Source organism: Paraburkholderia sp. BR10936 (assembly GCF_040965735.1).
Classification (GTDB): domain Bacteria; phylum Pseudomonadota; class Gammaproteobacteria; order Burkholderiales; family Burkholderiaceae; genus Paraburkholderia; species Paraburkholderia nodosa_A.
Genome location: NZ_JBFRCM010000007.1, coordinates 224,417 through 239,053, shown reverse-complemented (window position 1 = coordinate 239,053; position 14,637 = coordinate 224,417). Strand labels below are relative to the sequence as shown.

Sequence of the window (14,637 nt, the reverse complement as noted above, 5' to 3'; positions counted from 1 at the left end):
GCTACGGGGTGACGACACTACCGGAAGCGGCGCCTGCGTGCTCGGCCGGGCGCGCGTCCTGCCCGCCTCCCAGCGCCACATAGAGCGAAGCGCCGTTTTGCAGCGCCGCAGCGCGTAGCTGGATCAGTTGCTGTTGCGCCGCGAACAGGCTGCGCTTCGCATCGACCACTTCCAGGTAGATGGAAATGCCGTTCTCGTAGCGCAGTTCCGCGGCCTCCGCCAGGCGCGACTCGGAGGCCACCGCGCGCTCCTGTGCCGCGATTTGCTCCTGCAGGCGCTGGCGCGCGATCAGCGCGTCGGAGACTTCGCGGAACGCCACCTGAACGGCTTTCTGGTAGTTCGCCACGAGTTCGGTCTGACGCGCTTCAGAGAGGCGCACTTGCGCGCTGCGGCGCCCCGCGTCGAAGATCGGCAGCGCGACGAACCCGGAGATGAGCCATGCCTGCTTGCCGGGCACGAACAGGTCGCTCAACTCGGGGGACACATAGCCGAAATTGCCCGTGAGCGAAACACGCGGAAAATAGTCCGCACGCGCGGCGCCGATATCGGCGTCGGCGGCTCGCAGCGACTGCTCGGCCGCGCGAATATCGGGGCGCAGCGCCAGCAGCGAAGAAGGCAGGCCCGCGTCGAGCGTGCCGAACTGGTCCGCGTCGGCCAGCGCGTGGCGTTGCGTCATGTCCGCCGCATCCGGCAAGGGACCGCCGATCAGGACCGCCAACTGATCGCGCTGCTGGCCTGTCGTTCTTTGCAGCTCGGCAAGCTGCGTCTGTGCCTGCGTAACGAGAATGCGCGCCTGCTCGTAGTCCACGAGCGAGGTCGCGCCCGCTTCGAGGCGCAGCCGCGCGACCTCCAGCGCATACTGGCGCGTTTGCAGCGTGTGCTGCGCGAGGTCGATGCCCTCGTTGCCAGAAAGGATCGCGTAGTACGTCGCGGCCACATTGCTGATGAGCGAGAGGCGAAACGCTTCGTTCGCCTCCACCGTCGCCAGATAGTTTCGCCGCGCCGACTCGCTCTGGTTGGCCACGCGCCCCCAGAAGTCGAGTTCGAACGACGTGACGGCCACCTGCACGCTGTACTGGTTGACGTGAATCGACGTGTTGTTGTTGGGCAGCTCGGGCTCGATGGAGTTGAGCGGGGTTTTGGTGCGGGTTGCGTCCGCGCCCACGGCCACTTGTGGAAACTGCGCGGAGCGCTGCACGCGATAAAGCGCCTGAGCCTGCCCGATGCGCGCAACCGATGCCGCCAGATCGCGATTATGCGCAAGCGCCATGGCGATCAGCTGCCTGAGCGCCGGGTCGCGAAAGAAGGTCTCCCACGTCAGCTCCGAGGCGAGCCGCTCGCCGCCCGGCGCGGCGATATCCGCACTCTCATAGCTTTGCGCAACCGGCAAATCGGGCTGCTGGTAGCGAGGCGCGAAGTTGCACGACCCGAGCGTCAGGCACGCGGTGATCGCCGTCCACCTGGCAGTCTTAAGCATCGTGCGCTCCCGCGGGCCGCGCGTCTGCTTCGTCATCGTCGCGCGTCCGTTTGCGGCTCAACCATCGGCGCGCGACCACATAGAACACGGGCGTGAAGAAGATACCGAACAGCGTGGCCGTGAGCATGCTGCCCATGATGCCCGTGCCCACCGCCTGCCTGCCCGCCGCGCCCGCGCCCGTGGCGAGCACGAGCGGCAGCATGCCGAGCACGAAGGTCACGCTCGTCATCAGGATCGGCCGCAAGCGCTGACGCGCACCGTTCACGGCTGCGCTCACCGTATCGCTGCCACCGGCCTCCTCCTTGATCGCGAACTCCACGATCAGAATGGCGTTTTTCGCCGCGAGCCCGATGATGGTCACGAGACCGATATTGAAGTAGATGTCTGCGGAAAAACGCCGCGCCATGGTGAAGAGAACCGCGCCCAGCACGCCCAGCGGAATGATGAGCAGCACGGCAACGGGAATCGCCCAGCTCTCGTAGAGCGCGGCGAGCAGCAGGAACACCACGACGAGGGAAAGCAGCAGCAGCGCACCGATCTGCCCGGCCGCCTGCTGTTCCTCGAACGCCGTGCCGGTCCATTCGTAGGTCAGGCTGCCGGTAAGCACGTGGTCAGCAATGCGCTCCATCTCCGCGAGTGCCGCGCCGCTCGAACGGCCCGGCGCCGCCTGCCCGGAGATCGTGGCCGAGGGAAAGCCGTTGTAGCGTTCGACCTGCTGCGGTCCCGCGCTCCAGTGCACGCTCGTGAACGCCGAGAACGGCACCAACTCCCCCACGTTGTTGCGCAGCCGCAGCGCGCCGATATCCTCGGGCCTCATGCGCTGGTCGGCGTCGGCTTGCATGAGCACGCGCAGCACGTTCCCCTCGTAGACGAAATCGTTCACGTAGTTCGAACCGAATGCGAGCGCGAGCGCGCTGTTCACCTGACCGATCTGCAGCCCCAGCGCGCGCGCCTTCACGCGGTCGATATCGACATAGAGCTGTGGCGCGGGCGGCAAACCGTCGGGACGCACGCCCACCAGCAAGGGACTGCGCGCGGCCTCCGCCAGCATGCGCGCGCTCGCCTGCTGCAGCGCCGCGCCGCCCACGCCGCTGCGGTCGAGTATCTTCATCGTGAAGCCGCTCGCATTGCCGAGCGCGGGAATGGCCGGCGGATCGAGCGCGAAGACGAGCGCTTGAGGAATATTGCGCAACGCCGCGTTCGCGCGCGCCACCAGCGCCCCCGCAGAATTGGCCGCGCCCGGCCGCTCCGACCACGGCTTCAGGTCGACGAACGACATTGCCGCCGACTGTCCCTGGCCGAAGAAGCTGAATCCCGTGACGGATGCGATATTGCGCACCTGCGGCTGCTGCCTGAGAAAGGCCTCGACCTGATCGACGACCTGTTGCGTGCGCTGCGCCGTCGCGCCGGGCGCCGCCGCGTACGCGACGAAAATGTGCCCCTGGTCCTCGCCCGGAATGAAGCCGCGCGGCAACTGGGTGAAGAAGAAACCGGTCGCCGCGCACACCACGACGAAGACGAGGAGCCAACGCACCGGCTTGCGCAGCATGGCCTGCACGGCCAGCACGTAGCGCTCGGTGGCGTTTTCCATGCCGTGATTGAAGGCATCGAACACGCGCTGTTGCATGCGGGCCGGCCAGTGTGTGGCGGCGGGCTTGCCTGTGCCGTCACTGGTCTTCGTCCGGCTGCCCAGCAGCGTTGCCGACATGGCCACGCCCAGCGTCAGCGCGAGCAGGGTCGACAGAAAGATCGAAACGGTGAGCGTGACCGAGAACTGGCGATAGATCGCGCCCGTCGAGCCCGGAAAAAACGCCATGGGAACGAACACCGCAATGAGCACGAGTGTGCTCGCAATGGCGGCGCCCGCAATCTGCCCGACGGCCTTGACGGTCGCGCGCCGCGAACCGAGTCCCTCTTCCTGGATCACGCGCTCGACGCTTTCCACCACCACGATCGCGTCGTCGTTGAGAATACCGATCGCCACGACCATGGCGAACAGCGAAAGCAGATTGATGGAGAGTCCGAACAAATAAATACCGACACACGTGCCGATCAGCGCGATCGGCACGACCAGCGTGGGGATGAGCGTCGCGCGCCATTTCTGCAGGAAGAGGAACACGATGACCGTCACGAGCAGCAACGCCTCGACCATCGTGCGCAGCACGCCGCTCAGCGAGGTCGTGATGAACGGCGTCGTGTCGAACGGCACGACCCATGCCACGCCCTTCGGGAAAGTCGGCTGCAATTGCGTGAGACGCTGCCGGACGGCGCTCGCCACGGCCAGCGCGTTCGCTCCGCTCGCAAGCTGGATGGCGATCCCGGCGGACTCCCTGCCGTTCACGCGAAAGCGAAAGCCATAGCTGTCGTTGCCCAGCTCCACGCGTGCGACGTCGCCCACACGCACCGTCGAGCCGTCCGGGTTCGAGCGCACGATGACCTCGCGGAACTGCTCGGGCGTAGAAAAGCGGCCGCGCATGACGATCTGCGCATTGAGTTCGGCGCCCGGCGCAATGGGCTGGTCGCCGAGGCTGCCGCCCGCAGTCTGGCTGTTCTGCTCCTGGATGGCCGTCATCACTTCGATTGCCGAAATCCCGAAGCTGCTCAGTTTTTCCGGATCGATCCATATCCGCATGGCATACGACGAACCGAACAGCTGTGCATCGCCGACGCCGGGAATGCGGCGTAATTCGTTGACGATGTTATTGGCCGCAAAGTTGCCCAGCTCGACAGCCGGGATCGAACCATCGGCGGACTGCAGCGCAATGAGCATCAGAAAGCCGGACGACGCCTTCGTGACGCTCACGCCCACCTGCCTCACCTCCAGCGGCAGGCGGGGCTCCACGCGGCTCAGGCGGTCCTGGACCTGCGAGAGCGCGACGTCGAGATTCGTGCCGGGCCTGAGCGTGACGGTGATCTGCGCCGTGCCGTTCGAGCGGCTCTGCGACGACATGTAGAGGAAATTCTCGACGCCGTTCATCTCGTCTTCGATGATCGACGTCACCGTGCGGTCCAGCGTGTTCGCGTCGGCACCGCTATAGACCGCCGATATCGTGAGCGAGGGCGGCGCGACGTCGGGGTACTGCTCGACCGGCAGCAGCATGAGCGCGAGGGCGCCGAAGAGCGTGACGAAGAGCGCAACGACCCACGCGAAGACTGGCCGGTAGACGAAGAATCGGTTCATGAGGCGCGCCGCTCAGGAGTGGGCCGGCGCGGTGAAGGGATGGGCGTCCACGCGCTGCCCCGGCTGCACCCTTTGCCAGCCGTCGACGATGACGCGCTCACCCGGCTCCAGCCCATCCTTCACGACCCATTGCCCCGCTTCCTGCGGGCCGAGCACGACATTGCGGCGCACGACGGTGCCGTCGTCGGCGACGAGCGAGAGGTTCGCACCGTTGCTGTCGAACTGCACGGCGCGCGCGGGGACGACGAGGCCGTTCGGTATCGTCCCGATCACGACGCGCCCGCGCACGAACTGCCCCGGCAACAAGATGCGCGATGCATTGCTGAAGCGCGCGCGCAGCACCTGCGTCCCGGTGGAAGGATCGACGACGAGATCGGTGAAGTCGAGCACGCCCGGCTCGCCATAGTCGTCGCCGTTCCCGAGCGTGAGCCACACTTGCGCGCGGGCGGCCGGCGCCGCGAGCGTGCCTGACGCGATCTGTTTGCGTACTTCCAGCAACGAAATATTCGACTGCGTAAAAACGGCATTCACCGGCGTTAGCTGGTTGACCTGCGTGAGCAAGGTTGCGCCCGCAGCACTGACCAGCGCGCCTTCGGTGACGAGCGCGCGCCCCACACGGCCCGCTATCGGCGCGCGAACCGTGCATCGATCGAGGCGAAGCTGCGCGAGCGTCACCGCGGCGCGTGCATCCGCAACATTCGCGTCGGCCTGCTGCAGTGCGGCCGTCGCGGCCTCGAACTCCTGGGCGCTCACGACCTGGCGCGCCACCAGCGGCTTGAAGCGCGCCACCTCCGAGGCCGCATTGCCCTGCACGGCCCGGGCCCGGTTGAGCGCGGCCTGGGCCTGCTGCAATGCAGCCTCGTAGTCGCGCGAATCGATCAGAAAGAGCGGCGCCCCGGCGCGCACGTCGGTGCCCTCCTCGAAGAGCCGCCGCTCGACGATCCCGTCCACGCGTGCGCGCACTTCCGCCGAACGGATCGCTTCGATCCGCCCCGGCAGTTCGATCTCGCGGGGAATCGTTTGCGCCGCAACCGTTACGACGAGCACGCTCGGCGGCGGTGGCGCCGCGCCGCTCTGAGCTTGCCTGTCGCGGCAACCGTTGCCCGCGAGCAGCAACACTGCCGCAATACCGATCAGCCACGGTCTGCAGGATCTGGGTTCGCAGTTTGGCACGCGAGGCTCCACCGAAAAATAGAGACGGTACGCGCGCGCCCCGAATGGCTCATTGCGCCGTACCCGACCGGATCATTGCGATGTTCACTCAAACTGCAAATCAGAGCCCCCGATGTGCGCAATTCGCGAATGCTCAAGCGCGCGAAAAACGCATAACGTTTCGATCGTTATCTAACAAGCAGCGCTTTCATGCATTCACAGGAATTACGCAAAACCGCCGCAAAATCAACCACTCGTAAATTACTTGAAGTCGGAATTCCGTTTACTACTATGGATAGACGCTTCACACCCTTATTCACACCGCTAGATTCGTTCGTTTTCCAGCCTTTGCCCATACGCTTTTAAGGGCACGTTCGCACAACTGGATATCACGGATTTCGGGATGTTCTATAACCGAAGAAGCCATAGTCATGGTGACGTCAATCATCTTCTTGCCTCCGGAGATCGAATCATGAAAAGCCAACTCGTCCTCTCAGTCATCGCTGCGCTCCTCCTCGGTGTTGCCTCTTCCGCAATGGCGCAAGACGCAGCATCGGGTGCAGACCAAAGCCAGGGGACAGGTCGCCAGCAGGTCATGCCGACCATGCCGCATCGCGACTGGCATGAGGGCCAACAGGTTCCCTCGAAGTATCGGCATTACAACTACCAGATGAAAGACTGGAAGTCGCATAACCTGGACGCACCGAAGCGCGGCCAGCAATGGCTTGGCGTGAACGGCGACTACGTGCTGGTGACGAGAAGCAACTGGAGGATCTCGAAGATCGTTTCGGGTACTGAATGACCGGATGACGCGACGGGCTACGTTGCCGTAGCCCGTGCTTGCTGCATGATTCAGGCATGGACGGTTGCCATGCCTGCTGCCCTTCTCATTCGACGAGCCGCGCGCGCAGGCGCTTGTACTCGTCGTCGGTAATCGAGCCTGTCGTTTTCAGCTTGTCGAGCTTCTCGATTTCGTCCGCGACACTGTAGCCCACTATGTGGCGCAGTTCTTCGCGCGCCTTCTGCGCCCGTTCCTGGTTGCGATGCGCCATGTCCCTGCCTTGCGTGAGGACATAGGCAAATATGCCGATATAGGGCAAAACAATCAGAAAGATCACCCAGACGATCTTCAGGAAGCCCGATATATCGGTTCGACGGAACAGGTCGCTCGTGATCGTGATGAACAGCCAGAACCACAGAATGAACATGAATATCGAAAACGTATCGATAATAAAGTTCGAAAACGTAAAGCCATTTGCGAAGATCATGAATCGCCTCCGTCGGTTTTGCGTGTGTAAAACGGCAACCGCACACTGACACGGGCATCCATGGCGATACCGTGTGCGCGCGAAACGTGATGCGCGGCCGTGACGCGGCCGCCGACTGCGCTTTCGTCAGGTCAGATCAGGTCGCGCCTGCGCTCCCGGCCGCCAAACGGCACCACGGCCATGGAAATGAGATCCAGCCCGAGGAACAATCCGAGCAAGGGCAACGGCACGCTCGGGAAATTGGCGGCCAGAAAAATGGCGAGCAGGAAAGACAGCGCCGCACTGACAATGCCGATGTTGTTGATCTTCACGTCCTGCCCGACGGAAGCAATGATCTTGAAGAAGCCGTCGAGCACGAAAAAGATCATCAGCATCACGGTAAGCCCGCGAGCCCGTGCGCTGTCATTGACCAGAATGAGAATGCCGATGAGTATGGGCACGATGACCGGCGGAATGCGCCTGATAGCGAGTTTCCAGTCCTTCGTCGTGAACAGATTCAAGGCATGCACGAAGCCGCAGAACAGCAGCATCCTTGCGATGAAAAGCGTTCCGATCAGGGACCTTGTCGAGAGTGACAAGACGATGCAGAAAATTCCCGCCGCGACGAGAAGCGTTGAACTGGCAATCGGAAAAATAGCACGCTTTTTCATATTCGAATGTAACTGCGTCAATACGGTTACATAGCTCGGCATATCTGACTTGCGCGTATTCTTGCCGAATTATAGGCTTAAGCGAAATTAAGCGTTCTACTATCAGCCGTCGAAGTATAGTGCGTGAGTGTGCAAATACAAGGGCGCGATTGCACCGTGAGCCTCGAACGCAGCCACACCTTCTCGTTCAGTCCCAACGGCGAGCACTTCCTGCTCGACGGCGAACCCTTGCAGATTCGCAGCGGCGAGATGCATCCCGCGCGCATACCACGCGAGTACTGGCTGCATCGCATTCGCATGGCCAAAGCGATGGGCATGAACTGCATTGCGCTGTACATCATGTGGAACTACCACGAGACGCGCAGGGGCGTGTTCGACTTCGAAAGCGGCAACCGCGATCTCGAAGCCTTTATCCGTCTGTGTCAGCAAGAAGCGCTGTGGGTGCTGCTGCGTCCGGGCCCCTACGTTTGCGCAGAATGGGACCTGGGAGGCCTTCCCGCTTACCTGCTGAGCGAACCGGACATCCAGCTTCGCACCGACTCCGCCAGCGATGCCCGTTACATGGCTGCGGTTGCGCGCTACATCGGCGAACTGGTTCCCCGCATCAAACCGTTGATGATCGATGCAGGCGGGCCGATCCTGATGATCCAGATAGAGAATGAATTCGGTTCGTACGCAAGTAATCCCGCTTACCTCGAAGAACTGAGGCAGCTCTGGCTACGGGGCGGCGTAACGGGGCCCTTCTACACCGAGGACGGCCTCGCGCAACTCGAACGCAATCGCACGACGGTGACGGGCGGCGCCATTGCATTGAGCAACGGCAACGCGGCGCAAATCGCCACGGTGCGACGCGCGTTTCCTGCCGTTCCCGCGATGGCGGGCGAGGTCTACCCGGGCTGGCTGACGCATTGGGGCGAGCCTGAATTCGCGGGACTTCATTACGATCTTTCCGCCATCTTGAGTGCATTCATGCAGTCGCAATTGTCGTTCAACCTCTATGTCATTCATGGCGGCACGAGTTTTGGCTTTTATGCCGGCGCGAATATGGACGAGTCGGGCAACTATCAACCCGATATCACGAGCTACGACTATGGCGCGCCAATTAACGAGCAAGGGGCCGCCACCGCGAAATTCCTGAAGTATCGCGACATCATCGCCCGTTACCTGGCCGAGCCGTTGCCGGAGATCCCGGACGCCATACCCACGGTCGCGGGCCACACCCTGACGCCCACCCTCTATGCCTCGATCTGGGACAACCTCCCCGCGCCCTTGCCAAGTGTCGCTCCGTTGCCGTTCGAGCACTACGGCCAGACATTCGGCTTCATGCTGTATCGAAAAACGTTGCGTTCGCAACCTGCTGACGCGCTGGATATCAGCGGCGTTCACGACTATGCAACGGTCTTCGTCGGCGAGCGCTACGCGGGCGGCGTCTCGCGTGCGCGGATTCCGCACGACTATTCACAGCGGCTACGCGTGACGCATCGCGCGCCGCTCGCATTGCCCGCCGCCGCGTCCGGCGCGTTGGAGATCCTGGTAGAGGCCATGGGCCGCGTCAACTTCGGGCCTGCAATCGTCGACCGCAAAGGCCTGCTGGAGCCCGTGAAAATGCAATACGCCGACGGGTCCGTTTCATCGCTCGAGGAATGGGAAGTCTTTTTGCTACCGATGGATGAGGCGTACGTCGCCGGGTTGCAGGCACGCTGCACGAATCCGCTGAAACCCGGGCTCTTTTTCAAGGCGCGCCTGGTTCTCGATGAAATCGGCGACACCTGGCTCGATATGAGCCACTGGGCCAAGGGCGTGGTCTGGGTCAATGGGCACAATCTCGGACGCTACTGGAGTATCGGCCCGCAACAGCGCCTGTTTTGCCCCGCGCCGTGGCTCACGCAAGGCGAGAACGAGGTGCTGATCTTCGACCTGCACCAGATCGAAGCGAAGCCGGTGCATCTGGCGAATGCGTTGTATTAGCCCCAGCGGTCGGCAGCAGTTCCAGCGTGAGCACTTCGCATGGCGCGAGCTGGATTTCGCACGGCACGTCCGCGTCCAGTATTGCGGGAATGCTGCTCTTGCCTGAATGCCAGAGATTCCGCACATGAAATCGTCCTGCCGCCTCGGCCGGCAATTCCAGTTGATGCCGCAGCGCCAGTGCAAAGCGCTGCGCCTGATCGTGCGGATTGCGCAGTGTGACGAATGCCTTGTGCGGCGCCCACGCGGCCCAGCCGTAGATGGCCGCTTCGTCGGGCGCGCCGCCGATCCAGTGGCTGTCGCGCAATACATCGCTGTTCGCGCGCGCCCACCGGGCCGCTTGCGCGAGCACGTTCCAGTCGTCTTCGCCCAGCAGCGAAGGCGTGATGTATAGCTCCTGCAATTGCGTACCGCTCGCGAAGAAGGACCGCACCTCGTGCGCGAATGCGTCGCCTGCCGGCGCATTCAGGCGCGGATTGCACTGTGCCAGCACAATGCCGTGCAGCATCAGGGAATTGAGCGGAAAGAGCGGGCTGCGCAGCACGACGTTGCGGTACGTCTGCGCGTCGCGATACGTGATCCAGCGCTCGCGGTTCGTGCCGCTGCCCGCCTGACCGTCGTCACTACCACCGCGCCAGATCGCGTCGACGTAGCGCAGCCAGAACGGCGAGGGATGCGTGCCGGTCGAGAGATTGATGAAGGTTGCCGGTTTCGCCGCGCGAATGTCGCCGATGAGCTGGATTGCCGCGTCCCAGTCGCTATCGAAAAGGCTGCCTGGAAATACACGGTCCGCGTTGCCCGTGCCGTCGAACTTGAACTGGTTCACGCCGTCTCTCGCGAGCAGGCTCATCACGACTTCGTGAAAGCGCTCGTAATAGCGAGGCCCCGATAACGCAAAGCCATTATCGATGATCTCATAGCCCGTGGCGCGGCCGTGCGTGACGCGTTCGTCCTTCGGCGCGCAATAGCCGCCCCAGGGAGACAGCCAAACGCCGGGCGCGCCGCCATAGCGCGCCGCCGCGTCGCGCAGCGGCGCAAAGCCATGAGGAAACGCCTGGCTGAAATGCCAGCCGCCGCCAAGGTCGTCCCAGCCATCGTCGAAAAGAAACGAATCGATCTGCACGCCGCGCGCGGTATGTAACTCGTGGCCGATTGCGTCGATACGCTCCAGCGCCTGCTCCTGCGTATAAGGCGTGAGATAACCGATATCCCACCAGCTGTTGTAGTGCAGAAACGGCTGATATGGGCGAGCGCGCTCCTGCTCGAGGTATGTGGAGAAATCACGCCGCAACTGTCCGTCGCGAGCCACGCCGGCCACGGCGGAGTAAGTCAGCGTCCGGTTCTTTTCCAGCGGCAACGCGCGATGCAGCGTAAAAGCGATGCTATCTGCCTCCACGTGGCTGGTTGCAAGCGGCAACTCGAAGCCCAGATAGAAGCTGCCCGCGACGACCGGCGTGCCCTTGCGTTCACTGCCGGTCTGCGCGGCGGCAGCGCGCGCCTGCAGCAATGAAACGACGCCAATGGCTTCGTCCAGGCGCAGGGCCGTCACGTTTAGCGTCATGCGCAGATATCGCGCGCCGTCGCGCTGCTCTACGCTCCATTGAATCGCGAGACGCCCCTGGGCGTCGCCCAGCGTGATGCTCACGCGCTGGCCCTCAACGCGTTCGGCCAGGCGCGATGCGTGCGGGTTGGCCGCGAGCGCGTCTTCCCGTACCGGTGCAAGCACCCGCAATCCGGCCAGACCGAGCGTGGTGCCATCTGCGAACGTCAGCGTGAACGGCGCGACGATCGGCAGCTCGCATGCTCTTGCGCAATCGACGAGCGAGAAGCGAGTGAGGTGTTCGTCCTCGAGTGTCCAGCGCAATGCAACGGCTTGATTCCCGAACGAGCAGACATCGCCCTGCGTCCGGAATTCAGGCATGGAGGCTTGCGTAGCAGTTCGATCGTCGGTGCACATGGGCAACCTGTCCCGGACGCGAGCAACCTCTATAGGGTAATGGCAAAGGCACAACCGTGTAATGGCCCCAAAGCGGCGGCCCCACACAACCGGACATTCAGATCCGCGCAACTACCTTATGAGAACCTTAAGCTCGCGATTTTTTCGCGCGGCCTTACCAGCGGTTACACGATTGACAAATCTGCGCATCCCGTTCGTAAGCCCAGCGACTAGAATCCGCTTCCATCGCAACCGCGTCCGTTGACTGGAATAGAGATCATCATGAATCGCCTGACGTTTTATCTTCTCGCAGGACTCGCAGGGACGTGTGTCAGCACAGCGGCATCCGCCCATGCCGATATCGGTGTCTATCTCGGCGTTCCCGGTCCGGTCTATGCCGCGCCCGAGCCGGTGTACGAGGCACCGCCGCCCGTCGTGTATGCGGCACCGCCCGCTGCGGTTTACGAACCGGCCCCGGCCTACGGCTACTACCGCTACGACCACGACGAAGGCGAACACCACTGGCACGACCACGGCCGTCATCGTGGCTGGGAACATCACCACGGCGACGACGATTGATCGGCGCGCCCGCCAGCTCTTGTTCGTTGCGCGCGCAACCTCATGCGCGCGCCTGCCTCTCCCTACGTGTGCAAAGTCCGTCGCTCCCTCCCTGCGACAGCAGTCCTGTTCGGCCATGCCAGGCTAGGCCCATCAAAGTTGTCTAGCCAATAAGCACTTACAACGCACGCTCCAATCCGCCTGCCGCCGTCCTTTCCCACGTGCACCGCGCACGTGTCAGCACGTTTACACCTTCCGCCAGCAAAAACCCTAGTTGTCTCAATATGTGAGAGCCGTTATCTTGTCTATACAACACGGCTGACGTGACAGCCCGCTGTTGACCATGCCGCCATCCGTCATGGCGGCGTCGAAAGCCATATTGGAGACTCCACGTCAATGAAGAAGTTTGCCCTGTGCATTGCGATGCTCGCCGTCGCCACCTCGGTCTGTGCGAAGGACTGGACCACCGTCCGCTTTGGCGTGGACGCAAGTTATCCCCCGTTCGAATCGAAGAGCACGGACGGCAAGCTGGTCGGCTTCGACATCGACGTCGGCAACGAAATCTGCAAACGCATCAACGCGAAGTGCGTGTGGGTGGAAAGCGAATTCGACGGCATGATTCCGGCGCTCAAGGCGAAGAAGTTCGACGCCGTCCTCTCCTCGATGTCGATGACGCCGCAGCGCGAAGCGCAAATCGCGTTCTCCTCAAAAGTCTTCCACACGCCTAGCCGTCTCGTCGCGAAGAAGGGCTCGAGCCTCCAGCCCACGGCGGATTCGTTGAAGGGCAAGACGGTCGGCGTCGAACAGGGCACGACCCAGGAAGCCTACGCAAAAGCCAATTGGGCGCCGAACGGTGTGAAGATCGTGCCTTACCAGGATCAGGACCAGGTCTATGCGGACCTGCTCTCGGGCCGCCTCGACGCCGCGCTGCAAGACGCCGTGCAAGCCGACCTGAGCTTCCTGAAGACCCCGCGCGGCGCAGGCTTCGCGTTCACGAACGGCGAACTGAGCGATCCCAGCGGCATTCTCGGCAACGGCGCCGCCATCGGCCTGCGCAAGGACGACGCCGACCTGAAGGCAAAGATCGACAAGGCACTCGCGGACATGCTCAAGGACGGCACGTACAAGAAGATCGAATCGCGCTACTTCGCATTCGACGTGTACGGTTCCTGAGTCTGACCGGAGCACACGATTAGCGACGAAGGCGCGGGACACTCCCGCGCCTTTTGCCCTTTCCGCCGCCCGCAACTTCCGTCCTCACGCCATCATGCAGATCCAGACCCATCCGCTCATTTCGCCGGCGCTCGGCACCGCGCGGCACCTTACGAGCTTCCACTACGGCCCCACCGGCGCACAGAAGATCTACATCCAGTCGTCGCTGCACGCCGACGAACTGCCGGGCATGCTCGTCGCCTGGGCCCTGCGCCAACGCCTCGCCGCGCTCGAAGCCGCAGGCAAGCTGCGCGGCGAGGTCGTCGTCGTGCCCGTGCCCAATCCTATCGGCCTCAATCAGCGCCTGCTCGGTCAGTTGCTCGGGCGTTTCGAAAGCGGCACCGCGGCCAACTTCAACCGCCACTTCCACGATCTCGCCGAACTCGTGCTCCCGCGTGTCGGCTCTCGCCTGAGCGGCGACGCACAGCAGAACGTGGCCGTCGTGCGCGCTGCGATGCGCGAGGCGCTCGACGAACAGACGCCCACCACGGAACTCGGCTCGCAGCGTCTTGCGCTTCAGCGCCTGTCGTACGACGCCGATGTCGTGCTCGACCTGCATTGCGACTTCGAAGGTGCGATGCATCTCTACACGAACCCCGACCTGTGGGCCGATGTCGAGCCGCTCGCGCGCTATCTCGAAGCGAAGGCGTCGCTCTTCGCGCTCAATTCGGACGGCAATCCCTTCGACGAGATTCACAGCTTCTGCTGGTCCGCGCTGCGCGAGCGCTACGGCGAACGCTTTCCGATTCCCAACGGTGCGGTGTCCGTGACGATCGAGTTGCGCGGCCAGGCAGACGTGAGCTACGACTTCGCCGAACGCGACGCGAACGCCATCGTCAACTACCTCACGCATCGCGGTGTGATCGAGGGCACGCCCGCGCCGCTGCCTGCGCTCGAATACGCGGCCACGCCGTTCGCGGGCGCCGAAACGCTCATTGCGCCGGCCTCCGGCGTGCTCGTGTTCCGCACGCCGGTTGGCGTGAGGGTCGAACCGGGTCAGCCGATTGCCGATGTGGTCGATCCGCTGACCGATCACGTCGTCACGATCACGAGCTCCGTGACCGGCATGCTGTACGCACGCCAACGCACGCGCTTCGCCACGGCGGGGATGGAAGTGGCGTGGGTGGCGGGCGCCACGCCGCTGCGCAGCGGCTCCCTGCTGCCTGGCTAGGCGATGAAACCGGGCAAATCGCCCGAAACGATGTGGGGTCATGCCCGATAACGGACACGTTGTGCGG

The 14,637-nt window shown here is 63.3% G+C and carries 12 protein-coding genes; 5 read left to right on the top strand and 7 right to left on the bottom strand.

Features of this window, described 5'->3' with window-relative positions:
- Position 1: 1 nt before the first annotated feature.
- From AB4Y36_RS17560 to AB4Y36_RS17545, 4 genes are all read right to left on the bottom strand, one after another.
- Entirely contained in the window at positions 2-1,477 is a 1,476-nt protein-coding gene (locus AB4Y36_RS17560; RefSeq protein ID WP_368683685.1) for an efflux transporter outer membrane subunit, read from the bottom strand.
- Entirely contained in the window at positions 1,470-4,658 is a 3,189-nt protein-coding gene (locus AB4Y36_RS17555) for a multidrug efflux RND transporter permease subunit (protein WP_368683684.1), read from the bottom strand. The genes AB4Y36_RS17560 and AB4Y36_RS17555 overlap by 8 nt, the downstream gene beginning before the upstream one ends.
- Before the next feature lie 12 nt (positions 4,659-4,670).
- Positions 4,671-5,831 carry an efflux RND transporter periplasmic adaptor subunit gene (locus tag AB4Y36_RS17550; protein WP_368683683.1) on the bottom strand — a complete coding sequence of 387 codons (1,161 nt, stop codon included), beginning with the start codon at positions 5,829-5,831 and terminating at the stop codon, positions 4,671-4,673.
- A 295-nt stretch (positions 5,832-6,126) separates the two neighbouring features.
- Positions 6,127-6,258, bottom strand: a complete 132-nt coding sequence (locus AB4Y36_RS17545) for a hypothetical protein (RefSeq protein WP_256094503.1) — start codon at positions 6,256-6,258, stop codon at positions 6,127-6,129.
- Positions 6,259-6,282: 24 nt separating this feature from the next.
- Between AB4Y36_RS17545 and AB4Y36_RS17540 the strand changes: the two genes are divergently transcribed.
- The gene (locus AB4Y36_RS17540; RefSeq protein WP_069262335.1) at positions 6,283-6,612 is read left to right on the top strand and encodes an RcnB family protein; all 330 of its coding nucleotides are present in this window, start codon (positions 6,283-6,285) and stop codon (positions 6,610-6,612) included.
- Between the two features lie 85 nt (positions 6,613-6,697).
- On the opposite strand, the gene AB4Y36_RS17535 is transcribed toward AB4Y36_RS17540, so the two are convergent.
- On the bottom strand, positions 6,698-7,078 hold the full coding sequence (locus AB4Y36_RS17535; protein ID WP_069262336.1) for an SHOCT domain-containing protein: 381 nt from the start codon (positions 7,076-7,078) through the stop codon (positions 6,698-6,700).
- A gap of 131 nt (positions 7,079-7,209) precedes the next feature.
- Positions 7,210-7,728 (bottom strand): DUF308 domain-containing protein, encoded by a 519-nt coding sequence (locus AB4Y36_RS17530; protein WP_254318469.1) that lies wholly within the window; start codon positions 7,726-7,728, stop codon positions 7,210-7,212.
- A 156-nt stretch (positions 7,729-7,884) separates the two neighbouring features.
- Here AB4Y36_RS17530 and AB4Y36_RS17525 point away from each other — a divergent pair, with 156 nt between their 5' ends.
- Complete coding sequence (locus AB4Y36_RS17525) at positions 7,885-9,696, top strand: beta-galactosidase (protein WP_368683682.1); 1,812 nt, start codon at positions 7,885-7,887, stop codon at positions 9,694-9,696.
- Here AB4Y36_RS17525 and AB4Y36_RS17520 read toward each other — a convergent pair.
- Complete coding sequence (locus AB4Y36_RS17520; protein ID WP_368683681.1) at positions 9,611-11,614, bottom strand: enterotoxin; 2,004 nt, start codon at positions 11,612-11,614, stop codon at positions 9,611-9,613. The genes AB4Y36_RS17525 and AB4Y36_RS17520 overlap by 86 nt on opposite strands.
- 297 nt (positions 11,615-11,911) lie before the next feature.
- Between AB4Y36_RS17520 and AB4Y36_RS17515 the strand changes: the two genes are divergently transcribed.
- The 3 genes from AB4Y36_RS17515 (at position 11,912) to AB4Y36_RS17505 (ending at position 14,570) form a co-directional block, all read left to right on the top strand.
- Positions 11,912-12,208 carry a hypothetical protein gene (locus tag AB4Y36_RS17515; RefSeq protein WP_069262339.1) on the top strand — a complete coding sequence of 99 codons (297 nt, stop codon included), beginning with the start codon at positions 11,912-11,914 and terminating at the stop codon, positions 12,206-12,208.
- A gap of 375 nt (positions 12,209-12,583) precedes the next feature.
- Positions 12,584-13,360 (top strand): ABC transporter substrate-binding protein, encoded by a 777-nt coding sequence (locus AB4Y36_RS17510; protein WP_342948306.1) that lies wholly within the window; start codon positions 12,584-12,586, stop codon positions 13,358-13,360.
- 94 nt (positions 13,361-13,454) lie between these two features.
- Positions 13,455-14,570, top strand: a complete 1,116-nt coding sequence (locus tag AB4Y36_RS17505; protein ID WP_368683680.1) for a succinylglutamate desuccinylase/aspartoacylase family protein — start codon at positions 13,455-13,457, stop codon at positions 14,568-14,570.
- Positions 14,571-14,637 lie beyond the last annotated feature (67 nt).

What these genes read in the sequence shown, in the direction of transcription:
- AB4Y36_RS17545 (WP_256094503.1), bottom strand. Translation starts at nt 6,258, where the DNA reads ATGATTGACGTCACCATGACTATGGCTTCTTCGGTTATAGAACATCCC.
- AB4Y36_RS17560 (WP_368683685.1), bottom strand. Translation starts at nt 1,477, where the DNA reads ATGCTTAAGACTGCCAGGTGGACGGCGATCACCGCGTGCCTGACGCTC.
- AB4Y36_RS17535 (WP_069262336.1), bottom strand. Translation starts at nt 7,078, where the DNA reads ATGATCTTCGCAAATGGCTTTACGTTTTCGAACTTTATTATCGATACG.
- AB4Y36_RS17515 (WP_069262339.1), top strand. Translation starts at nt 11,912, where the DNA reads ATGAATCGCCTGACGTTTTATCTTCTCGCAGGACTCGCAGGGACGTGT.
- AB4Y36_RS17555 (WP_368683684.1), bottom strand. Translation starts at nt 4,658, where the DNA reads ATGAACCGATTCTTCGTCTACCGGCCAGTCTTCGCGTGGGTCGTTGCG.
- AB4Y36_RS17505 (WP_368683680.1), top strand. Translation starts at nt 13,455, where the DNA reads ATGCAGATCCAGACCCATCCGCTCATTTCGCCGGCGCTCGGCACCGCG.
- AB4Y36_RS17530 (WP_254318469.1), bottom strand. Translation starts at nt 7,728, where the DNA reads ATGAAAAAGCGTGCTATTTTTCCGATTGCCAGTTCAACGCTTCTCGTC.
- AB4Y36_RS17540 (WP_069262335.1), top strand. Translation starts at nt 6,283, where the DNA reads ATGAAAAGCCAACTCGTCCTCTCAGTCATCGCTGCGCTCCTCCTCGGT.
- AB4Y36_RS17510 (WP_342948306.1), top strand. Translation starts at nt 12,584, where the DNA reads ATGAAGAAGTTTGCCCTGTGCATTGCGATGCTCGCCGTCGCCACCTCG.
- AB4Y36_RS17520 (WP_368683681.1), bottom strand. Translation starts at nt 11,614, where the DNA reads ATGCCTGAATTCCGGACGCAGGGCGATGTCTGCTCGTTCGGGAATCAA.